Source organism: Streptomyces sp. NPDC029674, assembly GCF_044903205.1.
Lineage (GTDB): Bacteria > Actinomycetota > Actinomycetes > Streptomycetales > Streptomycetaceae > Streptomyces.
In genome coordinates this window covers 145,120-163,592 of sequence record NZ_JBJDPY010000011.1, presented here as the reverse complement: position 1 = coordinate 163,592, position 18,473 = coordinate 145,120, and the positions used below count along the sequence as shown (strand labels likewise).

The 18,473-nt window shown below is 71.1% G+C and carries 19 protein-coding genes; 10 read left to right on the top strand and 9 right to left on the bottom strand.

The window, feature by feature from the left end; all coding sequences use genetic code 11:
* The first annotated feature begins 7 nt into the window (after positions 1 to 7).
* Together ACI2L3_RS25980 and ACI2L3_RS25975 are read left to right on the top strand one after the other, a co-directional pair.
* The gene (locus ACI2L3_RS25980; RefSeq protein WP_404754788.1) at positions 8 to 1,351 is read left to right on the top strand and encodes a hypothetical protein; all 1,344 of its coding nucleotides are present in this window, start codon (positions 8 to 10) and stop codon (positions 1,349 to 1,351) included.
* A gap of 83 nt (positions 1,352 to 1,434) precedes the next feature.
* Positions 1,435 to 2,340 carry an alpha/beta fold hydrolase gene (locus tag ACI2L3_RS25975; RefSeq protein ID WP_404754787.1) on the top strand — a complete coding sequence of 302 codons (906 nt, stop codon included), beginning with the start codon at positions 1,435 to 1,437 and terminating at the stop codon, positions 2,338 to 2,340.
* 48 nt (positions 2,341 to 2,388) lie between these two features.
* Here ACI2L3_RS25975 and ACI2L3_RS25970 read toward each other — a convergent pair whose 3' ends face one another.
* Complete coding sequence (locus ACI2L3_RS25970) at positions 2,389 to 2,937, bottom strand: hypothetical protein (protein ID WP_404754786.1); 549 nt, start codon at positions 2,935 to 2,937, stop codon at positions 2,389 to 2,391.
* 33 nt (positions 2,938 to 2,970) lie between these two features.
* Positions 2,971 to 3,594 (bottom strand): YceI family protein, encoded by a 624-nt coding sequence (locus ACI2L3_RS25965; protein ID WP_404754785.1) that lies wholly within the window; start codon positions 3,592 to 3,594, stop codon positions 2,971 to 2,973.
* A gap of 304 nt (positions 3,595 to 3,898) precedes the next feature.
* On the opposite strand from ACI2L3_RS25965, the gene ACI2L3_RS25960 reads away from it, so the two are divergent.
* The 7 genes from ACI2L3_RS25960 (at position 3,899) to ACI2L3_RS25930 (ending at position 10,799) form a co-directional block, all read left to right on the top strand.
* Positions 3,899 to 4,450, top strand: coding sequence for a hypothetical protein (locus tag ACI2L3_RS25960; RefSeq protein WP_404754784.1), 552 nt, complete (start codon positions 3,899 to 3,901; stop codon positions 4,448 to 4,450).
* Positions 4,451 to 4,567: 117 nt separating this feature from the next.
* A complete protein-coding gene (locus tag ACI2L3_RS25955; protein ID WP_404754783.1) occupies positions 4,568 to 5,407 on the top strand; it encodes a DUF4097 family beta strand repeat-containing protein in 840 nt (279 codons plus the stop codon).
* A gap of 951 nt (positions 5,408 to 6,358) precedes the next feature.
* A complete protein-coding gene (locus ACI2L3_RS25950) occupies positions 6,359 to 7,309 on the top strand; it encodes an ATP-binding cassette domain-containing protein (RefSeq protein ID WP_404754782.1) in 951 nt (316 codons plus the stop codon).
* Between the two features lie 58 nt (positions 7,310 to 7,367).
* Complete coding sequence (locus ACI2L3_RS25945) at positions 7,368 to 8,210, top strand: ABC transporter permease (protein ID WP_404754781.1); 843 nt, start codon at positions 7,368 to 7,370, stop codon at positions 8,208 to 8,210.
* A gap of 264 nt (positions 8,211 to 8,474) precedes the next feature.
* Positions 8,475 to 8,777: a polysaccharide lyase beta-sandwich domain-containing protein gene (locus ACI2L3_RS25940; protein WP_404754780.1), complete on the top strand. Its 303-nt coding sequence runs from the start codon at positions 8,475 to 8,477 to the stop codon at positions 8,775 to 8,777.
* Positions 8,778 to 8,961: 184 nt separating this feature from the next.
* Positions 8,962 to 10,554: an acyl-CoA carboxylase subunit beta gene (locus ACI2L3_RS25935; protein WP_404754779.1), complete on the top strand. Its 1,593-nt coding sequence runs from the start codon at positions 8,962 to 8,964 to the stop codon at positions 10,552 to 10,554.
* Positions 10,555 to 10,604: 50 nt separating this feature from the next.
* Positions 10,605 to 10,799, top strand: a complete 195-nt coding sequence (locus ACI2L3_RS25930; RefSeq protein WP_404754778.1) for an acyl-CoA carboxylase subunit epsilon — start codon at positions 10,605 to 10,607, stop codon at positions 10,797 to 10,799.
* Positions 10,800 to 10,872: 73 nt separating this feature from the next.
* On the opposite strand, the gene ACI2L3_RS25925 is transcribed toward ACI2L3_RS25930, so the two are convergent.
* Positions 10,873 to 11,760: a LysR family transcriptional regulator gene (locus tag ACI2L3_RS25925; RefSeq protein ID WP_404754777.1), complete on the bottom strand. Its 888-nt coding sequence runs from the start codon at positions 11,758 to 11,760 to the stop codon at positions 10,873 to 10,875.
* Between the two features lie 115 nt (positions 11,761 to 11,875).
* On the opposite strand from ACI2L3_RS25925, the gene ACI2L3_RS25920 reads away from it, so the two are divergent.
* Positions 11,876 to 12,265: a 4-oxalocrotonate tautomerase family protein gene (locus ACI2L3_RS25920; RefSeq protein WP_404754776.1), complete on the top strand. Its 390-nt coding sequence runs from the start codon at positions 11,876 to 11,878 to the stop codon at positions 12,263 to 12,265.
* A gap of 66 nt (positions 12,266 to 12,331) precedes the next feature.
* On the opposite strand, the gene ACI2L3_RS25915 is transcribed toward ACI2L3_RS25920, so the two are convergent.
* The 6 genes from ACI2L3_RS25915 to ACI2L3_RS25890 all read right to left on the bottom strand — a co-directional run bounded on the left by ACI2L3_RS25915 (position 12,332) and on the right by ACI2L3_RS25890 (position 18,459).
* Entirely contained in the window at positions 12,332 to 12,916 is a 585-nt protein-coding gene (locus ACI2L3_RS25915) for an ATP/GTP-binding protein (protein WP_030361923.1), read from the bottom strand.
* A complete protein-coding gene (locus tag ACI2L3_RS25910) occupies positions 12,897 to 13,487 on the bottom strand; it encodes a DUF742 domain-containing protein (protein WP_404754775.1) in 591 nt (196 codons plus the stop codon). The genes ACI2L3_RS25915 and ACI2L3_RS25910 overlap by 20 nt, the downstream gene beginning before the upstream one ends.
* 94 nt (positions 13,488 to 13,581) lie before the next feature.
* Positions 13,582 to 13,995, bottom strand: coding sequence for a roadblock/LC7 domain-containing protein (locus ACI2L3_RS25905; protein ID WP_030787419.1), 414 nt, complete (start codon positions 13,993 to 13,995; stop codon positions 13,582 to 13,584).
* A 10-nt stretch (positions 13,996 to 14,005) separates the two neighbouring features.
* Positions 14,006 to 17,152: a nitrate- and nitrite sensing domain-containing protein gene (locus ACI2L3_RS25900; RefSeq protein ID WP_404754774.1), complete on the bottom strand. Its 3,147-nt coding sequence runs from the start codon at positions 17,150 to 17,152 to the stop codon at positions 14,006 to 14,008.
* Positions 17,153 to 17,492: 340 nt separating this feature from the next.
* Positions 17,493 to 18,077 (bottom strand): GTP-binding protein, encoded by a 585-nt coding sequence (locus ACI2L3_RS25895; RefSeq protein WP_404754773.1) that lies wholly within the window; start codon positions 18,075 to 18,077, stop codon positions 17,493 to 17,495.
* On the bottom strand, positions 18,058 to 18,459 hold the full coding sequence (locus ACI2L3_RS25890; protein ID WP_404754772.1) for a DUF742 domain-containing protein: 402 nt from the start codon (positions 18,457 to 18,459) through the stop codon (positions 18,058 to 18,060). Before ACI2L3_RS25890 ends, ACI2L3_RS25895 begins: the two co-directional genes overlap by 20 nt.
* Positions 18,460 to 18,473 lie beyond the last annotated feature (14 nt).

The following is an 18,473-nucleotide window of genomic DNA, read 5'->3' as shown; positions in this document are numbered from 1 at the left end:
TCGAAGTATGAAGAATCGGACGAAGCGGATCACCGTCGGACTCTCCGGGCTGCTGTTCGTCCTGGGCACCGTGTCCTTCACCGCGGCGCCCGGGGCGCGGGACGTGGCCAGCGCCTCCGTGGTGGCCGACGCCTGGGAGAAGAGTCCGGTGTACGTCGATCCCGCGGCGTCGGACCAGCTGTCGGGGGAGCAGGCCGACGCCCTCGCCCAGCGGATCAAGAAGGCCGACAAGCCGGTGTTCGTCGCCGTGCTGCCCGACAGCTTCCCGCAGCAGGACCTCTTCCGGCGGCTGCGCACCGAGACGGGCGTGACCGGCGTGTACGCGGTACGGCTCGGCGGCGCGTTCGACGCCAGGGCCGACCGGTCCGTGCTGACCGGCAACGCCGTCCGCAACCTCGTCTCACTCGTCCAGGGCGAGGACACCCCCGCCCAGCTCGACCGCTTCGTGGGCCAGGCCCTCGTGCAGGCGGGCGGCAGGGCCCCGGAGTCGTGGGGCGGCCCCGGCGAAGGGATCTCGGTGGGCGCCCTCGTCGGGGTCGGCGTGGTCGTCGTGGCCGGGGCCGGCGGCGCGTACGCCGTCGTGCGGCGCAAGAAGCGCCGCCACGAAGAGGCGCAGCGCGAGTCGCTGGCCAAGCTGTCCGTCGTCGTCGACGAGGACATCACCGCGTTCGGCGAGGAGCTGGACCGGCTCGACTTCCACCCCGCGGAGGCGGGCGCGGACGACGCGATGCGCGCGGACTACGAGCGCGCCCTGGACGCGTACGAGAAGGCGAAGTCGTACATGGCGGCCGCGACGCGCCCCGAGGACGTGCGGGGCGTCACGCAGGCGCTGGAGGACGGCCGCTTCTCCCTGGCCCTGCTCGCCGCGCGGCGGGAGGGCCGCGAGCTGCCGGAGCGGCGGGCCCCCTGCTTCTTCGACCCGCGGCACGGCCCCTCGGTCGAGGACGCGGCCTGGGCGCCCGCGGGCGGGGCCGAACGCTCGGTCCCGGTCTGCGCGGCGGACGCGGCGCGCCTCGCGGACGGCCGGGACCCGATGGTGCGGACGGTCGCCACGGACGCCGGCGACCGGCGCCCCTACTGGGAGGCGGGGCCCGCGTACGGCCCCTGGGCCGGCGGCTACTTCGGCGGGGGCATCCTGCCGGGCCTCCTCGTCGGCACGATGCTCGGCGGAATGATGATGAGCCCCGCGTACGCGGCGGACTACGGGCCCGGGTACGGGGACGGCGGCGGCTTCGAGGGCGGCGACTACTCGGGGGCGGACTTCGATCCCGGGGACTTCGGAGGCGGGGACTTCGGCGGGGGCGGGGACTTCGGTGGCGGGGGCGATTTCGGGGGCGGGAGCGGGTTCTGAGGCAGACGCCGAGGGGTTGACCGACCGGGGAATACTGCGAGACGATACGTTCCGTCTTGTTGTTTCGGTGCGGGAGGCCAGCCATGCGGCAGGTTCGGAAGGTTCAGAAGTCTCGGGAGGAGTACGTCGAGGTCGTCCCCGGCGTGCGCCTGTGGACCGAGCGGCGCGGCGACCCCGACGCCCCCGCACTGCTGCTCGTCATGGGTGCACAGGCCTCCGGACTCGGCTGGCCCGAACCACTGGTGGAGGCGCTCGCGGCGCATCACCACGTCATCCGCTACGACCACCGCGACACGGGCCGCTCCGGCCGCCCCTACGACGAAAACCCGTACCGCATCACCGACTTGGCGCACGACGCGGTCGCGGTCCTGGACGGCCTCGGCGTCGAGCGGGCCCACATCGTCGGGTTGTCACTGGGCGGCATGCTCTGCCAGCTGATGCTCGCCGACCGGCCCGAGCGGGCGCTGAGCGCGACCCTGCTGGGCACGTGCGCGCTGAGCGAGACGCCGTACGTGAGACCGGACGGGGTGCGCGTCCCCGTCGCGGAGCTGCCCGGCATCGCGCCGGAGATCCTGGAGATGTGGTCACGCCCCGTCGAGGACCACGGCCCGGAGGCCGAGCTGGACCGGCGCGTCGAGCACTGGCGCCTGCTGAGCGGAGACCAACTGGCGTTCGACGCCGCGTACTTCAGGGAGCTGGAGCGGCGCGTCATCGAGCATGCGGGCGGCTACCTGGACTCCTCCGCCCACGCGCTCGCCGACAGTTCGGGCATGCTCCGCACGGCCGAACTGGCCGCGACCCGGGTGCCCACGCTGGTCGTCTCCGCCACCGCGGAGCCGGTCTTCCCGCCCCCGCACGCCCAGCACATCGCGCAGGTCATCGCCGGTGCGCGGCTGGTCGAGATCGCGGGCATGGGCCACTCGCTGCCGCCGGCGGTACACGCGCCGCTGGCGAAGGCGATCCTGGAGCACACGCTCGGCGGTCAGTGATCCGCGATGCGGGTGGTCGGTCAGTCCTGGTCGGCAAGTACTGGTCGGTCAGTCTGTCTGCGGGCCGGCCGGCGGAACCGTCACCGGCCACCGGCCCGGGTGTCCGGGCGGCAGGGCCAAGTCCCGTCGTACGGCCGCGTAGTACGCCTCCCGCGCGGCCCGCTGCTGTTCCAGGAGCGCGGCCCACGCATCGGGATCGTGCGTGTCCTCCCGCAGGAACCGCTCCATCTGGATCACCAGCAGCACCCAGGCCCGCGCCTCCTCGACCACGTCCGGCGCGCCGAGCATGAGCAGCGCCTCACCGGCGGGGTCGCGGGCTTCGGCGGCCTGGGTGAAGTGGGGGACCGCCTCTTCGGGCGAGAGGGGGTGGGGGTGCGGGTCGTTGCCGAGGTGGGCGGCGACCCGGTAGGTGAGGCTGACGGTCTGCCGCAGGACCCGGGCGTACTCGGTGTAGACGGCGAGCCGTCGCTCCTCCCAGCGCGCCGCCTGCTCCCGCCGGAACCGGATGCGGTCGCCCCGGGTGATCGCCACATAGGAACCGAGCGCGCCGATGATCACGCCAAGCAGGGCGGGCAGTTGCTGTATGAACTCGGGCACGGCGAAACGTTAGCGTGCGGCGCGGAAACCGCCTCAGGCACCGGCCTTGATCGCCGAGATGTCGAAGCTCAGCTTGATCTTGTCGGAGACGAGCATGCCGCCGGTCTCCAGCGCGGCGTTCCACGTGAGGCCCCACTCGGAGCGCAGGATCTCGGCCTTGCCCTCGAAGCCGACGCGCTCGTTGCCGAACGGGTCCTTGGCCGAGCCGTTGAACTCCAGGTCGATGGAGAGCGGCTTCGTGGTGCCCAGGATCGTCAGGTCGCCGGTGACGCGGTAGTCGTCGCCGCCCAGCGCCTCCGTCTTCGTGGAGCGGAAGGTCATCTGCGGGAATTCGTCGGTCTTGAAGAAGTCCGCGCTCTTCAGGTGGCCGTCACGGTCGGCGTTGCCGGTGTCGATGCTGTCCATCGTGACGTCGAGGGAGGCCGTCGAGCGGGACGGGTCCGTGCCGTCCAGGTGCAGCGTGCCCGTGAAGTCGAGGAAGGAGCCCTTGACGTTCGTGACCATGGCGTGACGGGCGACGAAGCCGATCGTCGTGTGCGTCGGGTCGATCGTGTAGTCGCCGGTGAGCGCGGCGAGTTCGGGGCTGACCGGGGCGGTGGCGGTGGCAGCGGCGGGGGTGGTGGTGGCGGTTTCGTTCTTGCGGCCGAAGAGACCCATGACGTGCTCCTTGGGGACGGGCTCCCGGTGGGGAGCCGGTGTTGCTGCTTGGTGTGTCTGTTGAATGTTCAACGAGATTGAATGTAGCGCGATTCAGTTCAACATTCAACCTCTGGGTCGGGGTTGGCTGATTGATGTCGGCTGGCACCGTTAGGCGCCACGATTGCGTGGGATGGCGCCATGCCGTGCCAAGGTGGCCGCCTCACGCGCTGACCTGCGAAAAGGGGCCCCAGTGGGCCTACCTGGCCCACTCGTGGCGCCGCGGGGTCTTGCGTTGGTGCCAACGTGATGCCATGATGGCGTCATGAACCTCACGCAGTACGTCGACCAGCTCCGCCAGGAACTCGCGGTGGCCGCCGAAGCGGGTGGCGAAGAGGCCCGTGCGCTGGCCGAGCGCCTCACCGCCCCGCTGGAATCGGCCGCCCGGCTCACCCTGCTGAACGCGCTCTCCGCCGCCGCGGACGAGATCACCGTGGATCTCGCGCCGGGCTCGGTCGACGTGCGGCTGCGTGGGGTCGACCCCGAGTTCGTCGTGACACCGCCGCCCGCGACGGAGGCCTTCGACGCACGGGCCGAGTACGCGGCACTCATGTCGGCCCAGCCCACCCCGCCCCCGCCGCCCGCCGCACCCGACACCGCGGACGACGGCGGCACCGCCCGCATCAACCTCCGCCTTCCCGCCCACGTCAAGGCCCGTGTCGAGGAGGCCGCCAGCCGCGACGGCCTCTCCGTCAACGCCTGGCTCGTCCGCGCCGCGTCCGCCGCCCTGGAGCAGCCCGACGCCCGGACGGTCATGACGTCGAGCCACCGCGAGGCCCGGGGCTCGGGGAACGGCTTCACCGGGTGGGTGCGGTAGCCCCACCGCGCGCCTTGCGTCCGGCGCCCGCGCCCGGCGCCCCGCGCCCCGTATCCCGCGTTCCGCACAGGACTTCGTTTCACCTCTCACTTACCGAGCCGGCAGGACGGAACAGCCATGCCTTCTTTCGATACTCCCCAGCCCATCACCGCCACCGTCACCTTCGACCTGGGAACCCTGAAGATCGTGGCGGGAGAACGTGCGGACACCGTCGTCGACGTACGCCCCAGCAACGCGGCCCAGGACCGGGACGTCAAGGCGGCCGACCGCACCCGCGTCGAGTTCGCCAACGGCAAGCTGCTGGTCAAGGGGCCCAAGGAGCGCTCCCTCTTCGGCAAAGGCCCTTCGATCGACGTGGAGATCGCGCTGCCGGCCGGCTCCCGGGTGCACGTCACGACCGCCATGGCGAACCTCACCGCCGAAGGCCGCTTCGGGGACTGCGAGTTCAAGACGTCCGCGGGTGACGTGCAGATCGAGCGGGCGTCCGGCGTCCGGCTGAACACGGGCTACGGCGAGGTCTCCGTGGGCCGCGCGGAGGGTCCGGCCGACGTCCACACCGGCTCCGGCGACGTCCGCGTCGGAGAGGCCAAGGGATCGGTCTCGGTCAAGAACTCCAACGGCAACACGAGCCTCGGCGACATCGAGGGCGACATCTCGGTGAAGGCGTCCAACGGTTCCGTCACCGTGGACCGCGCCGCGGCCGACGTCAGCGTCAAGACGGCCAACGGGCCCATCCGCGTGGGCGAGCTGGCCCGCGGCGAGGCCGTCCTGGAGACCGCCACGGGCAAGATCGAGATCGGCGTTCAGGAGGGTACGGCCGCCTGGCTCGACGTACGGACGAAGGCGGGCAACGTACGCCAGTCCCTGGAGGCATCGGACGCACCCGGCGAGCCGACGGACACGCTGAAGGTGCGGGCGCGCACGTCGATGGGTGACATCGTGATCCATCGCGCTTGATTCGTGGGGGGTGCGGGGTGTGGGGTGTGGGGTGCGTGACGCCTGCGGGGTCCGCCGTGCTTGGCTCGTGCGGGGTGCACGGCGTATGACTCCTGCGAGGTGCACTGCGTCTGACGCCTCCGGGGTCCGCCGCGCTTGACCTCGGCGTGCTCCACCGTGCTTGGCCCTGCGGGGCCTGTCGCGCTTGCCCCCTGCGGCGCCCGCGGCGCCTGACTCCTGCGAAGCTCCCGTGCCTGATCCTTGCGGGGCTCATCGTGCCTGACTCCTGCGAAGCTCCCGTGCTTGACCCTGGCGGGGCTCGCCGTGCCGGACCCCTGCGAAGCCCCCGTGCCTGACCCTGGCGGCGCCCGCCGCGCTTGATCCCCGCGAAGCCCCCGCGCTTGATCCCTGTGGGGCCCACCGTGCTTGACCCCTGCGAAGCTCCCGCGCTTGACCCCTGCGAAGCTCCCGCGCTTGACCCCTGCGAAGCTCCCGCGCTTGACCCTTGCGGGGCTCACCGTGCCGGACCCGTGCGAAGCCCCCGCGCCTGACCCCTGCGAAGCCCTCGTGCCTGACCCTTGCGGAGCTCACCGTGCCGGACCCGTGCGGCGCCCGCCGCGCTTGATCCCCGCGAAGCCCCCGCGCTTGATCCCTGTGGGGCCCACCGTGCTTGACCCCTGCGAAGCCCCGGCGCTTGACCCTTGCGGGGCTCACCGCCTGACCCCTGCGGGTCCACCGCGCTTGAACCTGCGTGATCCACCGAGCCCGACCCCTGCGTGATCCACCGAGCCTGACCCCCGCGGGACTCACCGCACTTGACCCCTGCGAAGCCCACCGCGCGCCAAGCCGTTTCCCCTCCCGCGAAGCGCGACCGCCCCCTCCAGACTCCCCTCCAGCCGCCGCCCCGGCAGCCACCCAGGCCCAGTCTCGAACTGGTGTCCGGCCGAGGCTGCCCTCATCGAAGGAATGGACATGTCCACGCCTCACCAGCCGCGTCCGGCGGCGATCACCGCCACCGGTCTCCGTAAGTCCTACGGCGAGAAGACCGTCCTCGACGGCATCGACCTGAACATCCCGCAGGGCACGATCTTCTCCCTGCTCGGCCCGAACGGCGCGGGCAAGACGACCGCCGTGCAGATCCTCTCCACCCTCATCTCCGCCGACGCCGGCGAGGCGAAGGTGGCGGGCCACGACCTCGCGGCCGAACCCGACGCGGTACGTGGCGCGATCGGCGTCACCGGCCAGTTCTCCGCCGTCGACAACCTCCTCACCGGCGAGGAGAACCTGACGCTCATGGCCGACCTGTACGGCTTCGGGCGCCGCCAGGGCAGGCACCTCGCCGCCGACCTCATCGACCGGTTCGACCTCGTGGAGGCGGCCAGGAAGCCGGCGTCGACGTACTCGGGCGGCATGCGGCGGCGCCTCGACATCGCGATGACCCTGGTCGGCAGCCCGCGCGTGATCTTCCTGGACGAGCCGACCACCGGTCTCGACCCGCGCAGCCGGCACGGCATGTGGGAGATCGTCCGCGAACTCGTCGCCGACGGCGTGACCATCTTCCTCACGACGCAGTACCTGGAGGAGGCCGACCAACTCGCCGACCGCATCGCCGTGCTGAGCGGCGGCAAGCTCGTCGCCCAGGGCACCCCCGCCGAGCTCAAGCGCCTCGTCCCCGGCGGCCACGTCCAGCTCCGCTTCGCCGACCTCGGTGGCCTGGAGGCCGCCGCGCGCCTGCTCGGCGTCGGCACCCGCGACGAGGACGCCCTGACCCTGCAGATCCCCAGCGACGGCAGCCTCAAGTCGGTCAAGGCGGTACTCGACTGGGTCGACGCCACGGAGGTCGAGGTCGAGGGCCTCAGCATCGACACCCCCGACCTGGACGACGTCTTCTTCGCCATGACGTCCCACCCCGCCAAGCCGTGACCAGCCCGCCCCGGCAACCGGCCCCCGCCCGCCCCCACCCCAAGGAAGCGACGACCCGATGAGCACCGTCACCACCGCCCCCGCCGGCCCGCGCGCCGGCCGCCCGGTCCACGTCCCCGCCCGGCCCTCCGCGCTGCGCAACTCCCTGACCATGCTGCGCCGCAACCTCCTGCACGCCCGCCGCTACCCGGCCATGACGATCAGCCTGGTGAGCATGCCCATCGCCATGCTGCTGCTCTTCAACTACGTCTTCGGCGGGACGATGTCGGCGGGCATGGGCGGCGAAGGGGCCGGCGACTACATCGACTACCTCGTGCCCGGCATCCTGCTGATGGCCGTCGGCTCGGGCGTCCTGCCCACCACGGTCGGCGTCTGCACCGACATGACCGAGGGCATCGTGGCCCGCTTCCGGACCATGCCGATCAACGGCTCCTCCGTTCTCACCGGCCGTGCCGTCGGCGCCGTCATCCAGACCCTGATCACCCTCGTCCTCGTCACCGGCGTCGCCTTCCTCGTGGGCTTCCGGTCCAGCGCCGAACCCGTCGAGTGGCTCGCCGCGGCCGGTCTCCTGACCCTCATGAGCGCCGCGCTCACCTGGCTCGCCGTTGCACTCGGCCAGCTGGTCAAGGCGCCGGAGGCGGCCAGCAGCGTCGCCCTGCCGTTCTCCTTCCTGCTGCCCTTCCTCAGCAGCGTGTTCGTGCCGCTCGACTCGATGCCGGGCTGGCTGCGCCACTTCGCCGAGTGGCAGCCCTACACCGCCTTCACCGAGACCCTGCGCGGGCTGCTGACCGGCGGCGAGATCGGCAAGTTCGGCCCCCTCGCGGTGGGTTGGGGCGTCGCCATCGCCCTGCTCGGCTTCCTCTGGGCACGCTCGCTCTTCAAGCGGGATGCCACCCGCTGACCCTCCGGATCCCCCGATCCCCCTGACCCCGCGGAGCCACGGGGGTGCCTCGCGGAGAGGGCCGCGCGACGACGACGTCGCGCGGCCCTCAGGCGTTGTGCGTGCTCCCCGCGCTCCCGCGCCCCCTCGTCCCGTGGGAACCGACCCCACGGGTGCTACGTACGCCTATGTCCCGATGCCGGGGCCTCCCGCGGCAACCCGGAGACACGTGCCGCCGACCGCCGCTGGTTGTCGGTCCTCGCCAATTCGGCAAAGGTCCAGGCCGTGACCGTCGGGGCCCTCGGTCTGACCGCGGCCAACTTCTGGCAGGCGGGGGAGGCGGGGCAGCTCGCCGCCACCGGCCCCGCGAGCGTGCTGGTACGGCAGCGGGGGAGTAGCGCTACGGTTCATGTGAGCCAACCCCCGCGCACCGGAGAACCCCTCGAATTCACCTGGAACCGACCCGTGTCCCGGGTGGTGAGCAAGGATCCTTCGGTCGAGGTCGTCGCCACGGGCGGGTCGCTGCGGCTGCGCGTCACGCCGGGGAAGGCATGCGCGAGCCATCGGTGTGAGGTGTCTCTCAGCTGACGGAGGTGAGCCGGAAGCCGCGTTCCGTGCCGAATTTTGTGGAACTCCTACAGCGGTGGAGGGTCTGAGCCGTCACTTCTTCATGAGCTTGTCGCTCTTCTGTCCGGGGGTGCCAGGAAAACGGCCCGGAGACTGTACGGAGTCGACGGTCCGTTTCCCCGGGGGCGCTCCGTAAGGTCGCTACATGACCGTTTTGGACGAGACCGCTTCCTCCGGGAGCGAGCCCACCGACTCACGCGGCCGTGTGGCCGAACTGCACGAGATCCGTGCGGAGGCGCTGCGTGGGCCGAGCGAGAAGGCGACCGAGGCGCAGCACGCCAAGGGCAAGCTGACGGCCCGCGAGCGGATCGAGCTGCTTCTTGACCCGGATTCGTTCAACGAGGTCGAGCAGTTGCGCCGGCACCGGGCCACCGGTTTTGGCTTGGAGGCGAAGAAGCCGTACACGGACGGTGTGATCACCGGCTGGGGCACGGTGGAGGGCCGCACGGTCTTCGTCTATGCGCACGACTTCCGGATCTTCGGCGGTGCGCTGGGTGAGGCGCATGCCACGAAGATCCACAAGATCATGGACATGGCCATCGCGGCCGGCGCGCCGCTGGTCTCGCTGAACGACGGTGCGGGCGCCCGTATCCAGGAGGGTGTCTCGGCGCTGGCCGGGTACGGCGGCATCTTCCAGCGCAACACCAAGGCTTCCGGGGTCATCCCGCAGATCAGTGTGATGCTGGGCCCGTGCGCGGGCGGCGCGGCGTACTCGCCTGCGCTGACGGACTTCGTGTTCATGGTGCGCGAGACCTCGCAGATGTTCATCACCGGGCCGGATGTGGTCCGCGCGGTGACCGGTGAGGAGATCAGCCAGAACGGGCTGGGCGGCGCGGACGTGCACGCCGAGACCTCGGGGGTGTGTCACTTCGCCTACGACGACGAAGAGACCTGCCTGGCCGAGGTCCGCTACCTGATCTCGATGCTGCCCTCCAACAACCGGGAGAACCCGCCGGTCCACGCCTCGGAGGACCCGGTCGAGCGCCGCTCGGACGTCCTCCTCGACCTGGTTCCGGCGGACGGCAACCGGCCCTACGACATGGCCAAGGTCATCGAGGAGCTCGTCGACGACGGCGACTACCTCGAGGTCCACGAGCGGTGGGCGCGGAACATCATCTGTGCGCTGGCCCGCCTGGACGGCCAGGTGGTGGGCATCGTCGCCAACCAACCGCAGGCGCTGGCCGGTGTGCTGGACATCGAGGCGTCGGAGAAGGCCGCCCGCTTCGTGCAGATGTGCGACGCCTTCAACATCCCCATCCTCACCCTCCTCGACGTGCCCGGCTTCCTGCCCGGCGTGGACCAGGAGCACGGCGGCATCATCCGCCACGGCGCCAAGCTGCTGTACGCGTACTGCAACGCCACCGTGCCGCGGATCTCGCTGATCCTGCGCAAGGCCTACGGTGGCGCGTACATCGTCATGGACAGCCAGTCCATCGGCGCCGACCTGACCTACGCCTGGCCGACGAATGAGATCGCGGTGATGGGTGCGGAGGGTGCCGCCAACGTGATTTTCCGGCGGCAGATCGCGGCCGCCGAGGACCCCGAGGCGATGCGGGCGCGCATGGTCAAGGAGTACAAGGCCGAGCTGATGCACCCCTACTACGCCGCCGAGCGTGGTCTGGTCGATGACGTCATCGACCCGGCCGAGACCCGCGAGGTGCTGATCAAGTCCCTCGCGATGCTCCGGAACAAGCACGCCGACCTGCCCTCCCGCAAGCACGGCAACCCCCCGCAGTAGCGGTCACCACCGCGTCCGCGCCGCAGTAGCCCACAAGGAGAAGCTGCAAGATGACTCCCCCCGACATCCGCGTCGAAAAGGGACACGCCGAGCCCGAGGAAGTCGCGGCCATCACCGCGATCCTGCTGGCCCGCGCCGCCGCCCAGCCCGCCGCCCCCACCGCCCACCGCGGCCGCGACAAGGCCGGCTGGCGCCGCCTCGAGCGCACCCCGGGCTTCCGCGCGCCGCACAGCTGGCAGGGCTGACGCACACACGTCGGCCAAGGCCCCGCTCTCCCTCGGGAGGGCGGGGCCTTGCTCGTCGCGTAGGGGGCACGGGTCAGGCCGGTGCGAGGGCGCCGCGCCCAGCCAGGTGGCCGACGGCCGACTCCGCGAGCGCGCGTACGGCCGGGTGCCAGGGGCGGTTCCGGGGGCCGCTCAGGACCAGGCGGCGCGCGGCCCGCGGTGACACCGGCAGCAGCACCAGATCCGCCGGGAGCAGCGGGCGGGACACCTCCGACAGGACGGTCACCCCGATGCCCGCCTGCACCATGCTGATCAGGGTCGCCAGATCGCGGACCCGGTGCGCCGGGGCGAACCGCAGCCCCGCCGGCTCGTGGAGCGCGCGCACGCGGTCCTCGCAGCCGCCCGGCGAGATGAGGAACTCGTCGTCCTCCAGGTCGCGCACGTCGACGACGGGCTCGGCCGCCAGCGGGTGGTCGCGGGGGAGCAGGACGCGGTAGCCGTCGACGGCGAGCCGGACGCCCGGACCCGGCGCCGGATCGATGAGGACGGCCGCGTCGGCCGTGCCGCTCTCCAGCCACCGCGCCACCTCAGCACTGTCCCCCTCGAAGACCCGCACGGTGATCCGGGGCTGGTCCTCGCGCCAGTGCCGCAGCAGTCCGGGCAGCAGTCCCCGGCAGACCGTGGGCGTCGACGCGAGCCGCACGGTCCCCGTCATGGACCCCGCGGCGTCGGCCGCGACCTCCTCCAGGGAGCGGACGGCCGACAGGGCGGTACGGGCGTGGGGCAGGACCCGCTCGCCGAGCAGGGTGGGCCGCACCGGAGCCGAGCGGACCAGCAGCGGGGCGGTCAGCTCGCGTTCGAGGGAGGCCACGGCGTGCGACACCGCCGACTGGCTCATGCCGAGCTCGGCGGCGGCCGCGCTGAACCCGCCCGCGTCTACGACGGCGAGAAAGGCCCTCAGCTGCGGGAGGTTGACGGTCATGAGGCGGCCTCATACATCCATGACGGCTGTGCGTTGGATCAATGGTGCCAGGCCGGGCGAGAGTTGCCCGTGCCGCCGACGCGGCGCACCACCGCAGAACGACGTGAGGAGAGCCATGCCCCACATCAGGGCCACCGTCACCGACCCGCACCTGCCCGCGCACGTCCAGGAAGCGCTCGCCGAGGGCCTGACCCGCCTCGCCGTCTCCGCGCTCGGCAAGTCGGCCGCGCGGACCATCGTCCACCTCGACCTGGTACCCGCCGACCGCTACTACGTCGCCGGGAAGCCCCTGACCGGCGACGGGCGCGACGCGCATCTGGAGGTCAGCATCACGACGGGCACCAACAGCGCCGCGGAGAAGGCCGCCTTCATCACCGGGGCCCACACCTTCCTGACGGACCTCCTCGGCCCGCTCGCGCGCGGCGGCGTCGCCCTGCACGAACTGCACCCCGAGAGCTACGGCTACCAGGGCGTGACCCAGTTCGACCACTACCGCGGGAACTGACGGGGGCCCGCACGCCGAAGCGCACGGGCCCTGATCCCCGTACCGAAGAGCCTGGACGGACGACCGCTACCGCAGCCGCGCCATCAGCGCGTGCTCGACCAGCGTGATCAGCGCGCTCTTGGCGTCCGCGCGGTGGCGCGCGTCAGTCGTGATGATCGGGGTGTCCGGGCCGATCTGCAGCGCCTCGCGCACCTCGTCGGGCGTGTACGGCTGGTGGCCGTCGAAGCCGTTGAGGGCGATGACGAAGGGCAGCCCGGAGTTCTCGAAGTAGTCGACGGCGGGGAAGCAGTCGGCGAGCCGCCTCGTGTCGACCAGGACGACCGCGCCGATGGCGCCACGGACCAAGTCGTCCCACATGAACCAGAAGCGGTCCTGACCGGGCGTACCGAAGAGGTACAGGATCAGGTCCTGGTCCAGGGTGATGCGACCGAAGTCCATGGCCACCGTCGTGGTGGTCTTGTCTCCGGTGTGGGTCAGGTCGTCGATGCCCGCGGACGCGGACGTCATGACGGCCTCGGTGCGCAGCGGGTTGATCTCAGAGACCGCCCCGACGAACGTGGTCTTGCCCACGCCGAAGCCGCCCGCCACCACGATTTTCGCGCTGGTGGTGGAGCGGGCTGTTGCTCCGCCGCTAGAGCTTGCGAAGTCCACTGAGCACCCTTTCGAGCAGTGTCACGTCTGGCTGGCCGCCGGCGGACTCGTCGCCGCCGGGCTGATGGATGGCGACAAGTCCGGCCTCCGCCAGGTCGGCTACGAGGATCCGGGCGACGCCGAGGGGGATCGAGAGCAGCGCCGAGATCTCGGCGACCGACTTGATCTCCCGGCACAGGTTGCAGATGCGCTGATGCTCGGGCAACTGGCCCTGCAACTGGTGCGGTTGTGCGGTGGTGTGCACCAGCGCCTCGATGGCGAGCTGGTAGCGCGGCCTGGTGCGGCCGCCCGTCATGGCGTACGGGCGCACCAGGGGGTTGTTCGCCGATCCCGCGGGCGCCGGTTCAGGGGCGCGCCGCTGGGGGTGCACCGGCTGGATGCGGGGCGCGCGCGCCGGGGTGCCCTGGTCGTACGGGCGCGGTCCCGGCTGCTGGGGCTGCGCGTACGGCTGGCGGCGGTGGCTCGGCGCGGAGGGGAAGTTGTACCTGTTCGGCCCGCCGTCGTGCTGACCACCCTGGCCATGACCAGGGGACCAGTTCGCCGATGACGAACCGTCTGGGGGTGTTGCCACGTTGCTTCCTCCTCCAACTGTGCCGGGCCCATCACTGTGGAGCCGCGTCCCGAAACCTTACGGGCACAAGACGCGAAAACGCACCGTCTGTCTGTTAGTTGAGAAGGCTCCCCTGGAGCTCCGCGCGCAGGTCCGGCGTGAGAACGGTGCCCGCGCGGTCGACAAGAAGTGCCATCTCGTACCCAATGAGACCGATGTCCGCATCCGGGTGGGCGAGAACGGCGAGGGAAGAACCGTCGGAAATGGACATGATGAAGAGAAATCCTCGCTCCATCTCCACAACGGTCTGGGTCACGGAGCCGCCCTCGAAGATCCGGGAGGCCCCGGCGGTCAGCGAGGTCAGCCCGGAGGCGACGGCCGCGAGCTGGTCGGCGCGGTCGCGGGGGAAGCCTTCGGACATCGCCAGAAGGAGTCCGTCGGCGGAGACCACCACTGTGTGGGACACCCCGGGGGTGTTGTCCACGAAGTTGGTGATCAACCAGTTCAGGTTCTGTGCCGCCTGGCTCATCGGGCTCACACTAACGCTCCTGGTTGTAGGTGCTATCAGGGCTGAAGCCCTGGCCATTCGTGTCACTGCTCGAGTTGCGTCCCCGCTGGACGCCGCGGCGCAGGTTGCTCAGCCTGCCCCGTACGTCCTCGGGGTCGCGGGAGACCGAGGGGCCGCCCTGTGGGGTCTGTTCCGCGGTGCCCTCGACCAGATTGGCCTTGGGCACCCGCCGCGGGAGCCCGGACGGGGTGACCCCGCCCGCCTTCGGCTCCTTGAGGCGCTCGGCGCGCTGCCAGCGCTCGTCGTTGGACGAACGCCAGTCGTCCTTGCCCTCGCTCGCGGCGGGGGAACTTCCGTTGCTCCCGTTGCCGTTCGCACCGGAGGAGCCCCTGCGGGGCAGACCCGCGTCGGTCATGTCGTGGACGACGGACGGAGTCGGTCCCGGCCGGTCGAAGCCTACGCGCTCGCCGTCGCCCGCGTGGGCCGCCTGCGCGGATTCCGCTTCTTGGCCGTACTCGGGCTGGTAGCCGTCAGCGCCGGGCCAGTCGTCCTGACGCGACCGCTCCGGATAGGGGAGCTGCGGGTCCTGGTAACCGTCCTGGTAGGGCTGCTGCTCGGCGGCGTACTGCTCGGGCGCGTACTGCTCGGCGCCGTAGCCGTTCTCGGCGTACTGCCCGTCGGTGTACTGCGCTTCGGCGTACTGCCCGGTGGCGTACTGCTCGTTCTCGTACGTGCCGCCCTGGTCGTACGCGGCCTGCTGCTGCTCGTCGTACGCGGGGGCCTGCTGCTCGAAGCCCTGCTGGTCGTACCCGCCCGGCTGCTGCGGCTGCTGCTGCGGCTCGACCTCGTCGCGGAAGAGCGGACGGTGGCCGCCGGGCTGCTGGGCCTGCGCCTCCAGGGCCGCCCTGCGCTCCTCGCGCATCAGCGAACGGCCGACCGGGTCGAGGTCGGGCTGCGCCTCGCCGCCGTCACCGTGGTAGCGGCTGTCGTCGAAACCGAGCTCCGCCGCGGTGCGCAGCGGCTCGCTCTCCAGGACCTGCTGCTCCGGGATGATCGAGGAGACGGTGAACTCGTCCTGCGCGGCCTGCTCGCCACCGCCACCGTGCGTGATCGCGTCCGGCAGCATGACCAGCGACGTCGTGCCCGCCGCCTCGCCCGAGGGGCGCAGCTGCACGCGGATGCCGTGCCGGTCGGAGAGCCGGCCGACCACGAACAGACCCATGCGCTGCGAGATCGCGGCGTCCACGGTCGGCGGGTTGGCCAGCTTGTGGTTGATGTCCGCGAAGTCCTCGGCGGTGAGGCCGATGCCCTTGTCGTGGATCTCGACCATGATGCGGCCGTCGGGAAGACGGGTCGCGGTGACGCGGACCTTGGTCTGCGGCGAGGAGAACGTGGTGGCGTTCTCCAGGAGCTCGGCGAGCAGGTGCACGAGGTCGGTCACGGCCAGGCCGTGGATCTCGGCCTCCGGTACGCCGGACAGCTCGATGCGCTCGTACTGCTCCACCTCGGAGGAGGCGGCGCGCAGGACGTCGACCAGCGGGACCGGCTGGTCCCAGCGGCGGCCCGGCTCCTCGCCGGAGAGGACCAGGAGGTTCTCGCCGTTGCGGCGCATACGGGTCGCCAGGTGGTCCAGGCGGAAGAGGTTCTCCAGCTGGTCCGGGTCGGCCTCGTTATTCTCCAGGTCGGTGATGAGGGTCAGCTGGCCCTCGATCAGCGACTGGTTGCGGCGCGACAGGTTGGTGAAGATCGCGTTGATGTTGCCGCGGAGCAGCGCCTGCTCGGCGGCGAGCCGCACGGCCTCGCGGTGCACCTGGTCGAAGGCGCGGGCGACCTCGCCGATCTCGTCCGTGGAGGAGATCGGAATGGGCTGCACGCGGGTGTCGACGCGGCCCGGGTCGGTGCGCGACAGCTGGTCGACCAGCATCGGCAGACGCTGCTCGGCGATGCCGAACGCGGCGGTACGCAGCTGACGCATCGCCTTGGACATCTGGCGGGCCATCATCCCGGCCAGGATGAAGGCGGCCAGCAGCGCGAGGACGACGATGGCGCCGGTGATGTACGCGTTGCGCTGCGCGGTGGCGGCGATGTCGGACGCCTCGTCCACGGCCTTGTCGGCGAGGTCCGACTCGATGGTGCGGTAGGCGTCGAACTTGGCGCTGGTCGTGGCCCACCAGGCCTCGGGCGTGATGCCCTTGCCGGCCAGCTCGACGCGGGCGCTCGGCTGCGTGCTCGGCATGGTGGCGATGGCCGCGACCATCTTGTCCTGCGAGAGCGCCGGGCCGCCCTGCTTGTCGGCGGCGGCCGCCAGCTCCTTCTTGGCCTCCTCCAGCTTGGCGACGTCCTCGGGAGTGCCGCCGCCGGTGTACTCCTCGATGGCGATGCGCTCGAGGTAGGCGTACGACGAGAACGAGGTGCGCTGGAGCGTGAACGAACCGGTGCCGGGGCCCGGCTTCACCAGGAGGTGCGTACCGATGGACCGCTGCAGGGAGAGCGCTGCCTTGGAGAGCGAGATCGCGTAGACCGTGCGGCCGTAACTGGTGATGTTGCCGGTGCCCAGACCGAGCTCGTTGGCGAACTCCATCAGCGGGTGCTGGATGGCGACGTAGCCCTCTTCGGTCTTCACGCCGGGAAGCTTGGTGGTGTACGCGGCCTGCCGCAGCGGGGCGAGCTTCGGCTCGACCTTCTGGAAGGCGTCGAGACGACGGTTGAGGCCTTCCTTGTCCGGCATGCTCCGCGCGGCGGACTTGAACTCGGCGGCGGCCTGGTCGGTGGCCTTGCGGGCCTTGACGACGACCGGGTCGTTCCGCTTGCCCTTCAGGAGGGGGGCGGCGGTGAGGTCGCGCTCCTCGATGAGGCGGTTGCCGTAGTTCAGCGACGCCCGCACCAGGCGGGCGGTGCTCTCGGCGTCCTGGGCCTCGCTCCAGGTGTCGATGGAACCCTTGACCTGGAAGCCGCCCATGACGAGGCCGACGAGCACGGGTATGAGAAGGATCGCGTTCAGCCGGGTCGGCACCCGCCAGTTGCGGGGGGACATCCGGCCGCCGGAGGGCGCCGGCGTCTCACTGCCCGGCGCGGCGGCCACGTCGACGGGGGACGCCGCTGTGCGCGGCGGCGGGGTGAAGTTGCCCCGCGCGTCCCCGGTGGGGGATGCCGCGGGACTCGGCTTGCTTCGCCTCACTCGACCAACAACCTCTCGGCGGCGGCACTCACGTCGTGCCGCTGTCGTCTCCAAGGCCCGTGCTACTGGGCAGTTCAGCGCATTCCAGCACGTCAGGGGCCGCTCAGCCAAACAGTGGGAAGGGCCGGTTCCGAGTGGTGTAAGCCTCAGATAAATCGGTCATAAAGAGCGAGCCCCGCCAAAAGGCGGGGCTCTTGTGAGCACAGCGACACCAGGTGACCGCGACGCGTGGCGGCCACCTGACAATTCTCTGTCGAAACGTTATGAACACGGCGCGCGGCCGTGTCAAAGGACACAGGGCGCTCCGGGTGTACTACGACAACTGCCGTATGGATACTGCCTACTTGAGACGTGCCATAAGTGCGTGTTCAACCAACGTGATCAGGCCACTCTTTGCGTCCGCACGGTGTCGCGCGTCGGTCGTGATGATCGGCGTACCGTCCCCGATCTGCAGCGCCTCGCGCACCTCGTCGGGCGTGTACGGCTGGTGCCCGTCGAAGCCGTTGAGGGCGATGACGAACGGCAGCCCGCTGTTCTCGAAGTAGTCCACCGCGGGGAAGCAGTCGGCGAGCCGGCGGGTGTCCACGAGCACGACCGCGCCGATGGCGCCGCGCACGAGGTCGTCCCACATGAACCAGAAGCGGTCCTGACCGGGCGTACCGAAGAGGTACAGGATCAGGTCCTGGTCGAGCGTGATGCGGCCGAAGTCCATGGCGACGGTGGTCGTCGTCTTGTCCCCGGTGTGGGTCAGGTCGTCGATGCCCGCGGAAGCGGACGTCATGACGGCCTCGGTGCGCAGCGGGTTGATCTCCGAGACGGCCCCGACGAACGTGGTCTTGCCCACGCCGAAGCCGCCCGCCACCACGATCTTCGCGGAGGTGGTGGAGCGGGCCGAGCCCGAGTCGCTAGAGCTGGCGAAGTCCACTGAGCACCCTTTCGAGCAGTGTCACGTCTGGCTGGCCGCCGGCGTTCTCGTCGCCGCCGGGCTGGTGGATGGCGACGAGCCCGGCCTCGGCCAGGTCGGCCACGAGGATCCGCGCCACACCGAGCGGCATCGACAGGAGGGCGGAGACCTCGGCCACCGACTTGACCTCACGGCACAGGTGGCAGATCCGCTGGTGCTCGGGGAGCAGCCCCATCAGCTGGGCCGGGTCGGCCGTGGTGCTCACCAGCGCCTCGATGGCGAGCTGGTAGCGGGGCCGGGTCCGGCCGCCGGTCATCGCGTAGGGCCGCACCAGCGGCTGGTCGCCCTCCATTCCGTACGAGGCGTCGCCGTACGGGTTGTGAGAGGCGGTGGGCGGGGTCATGGATCCTCCGGGCG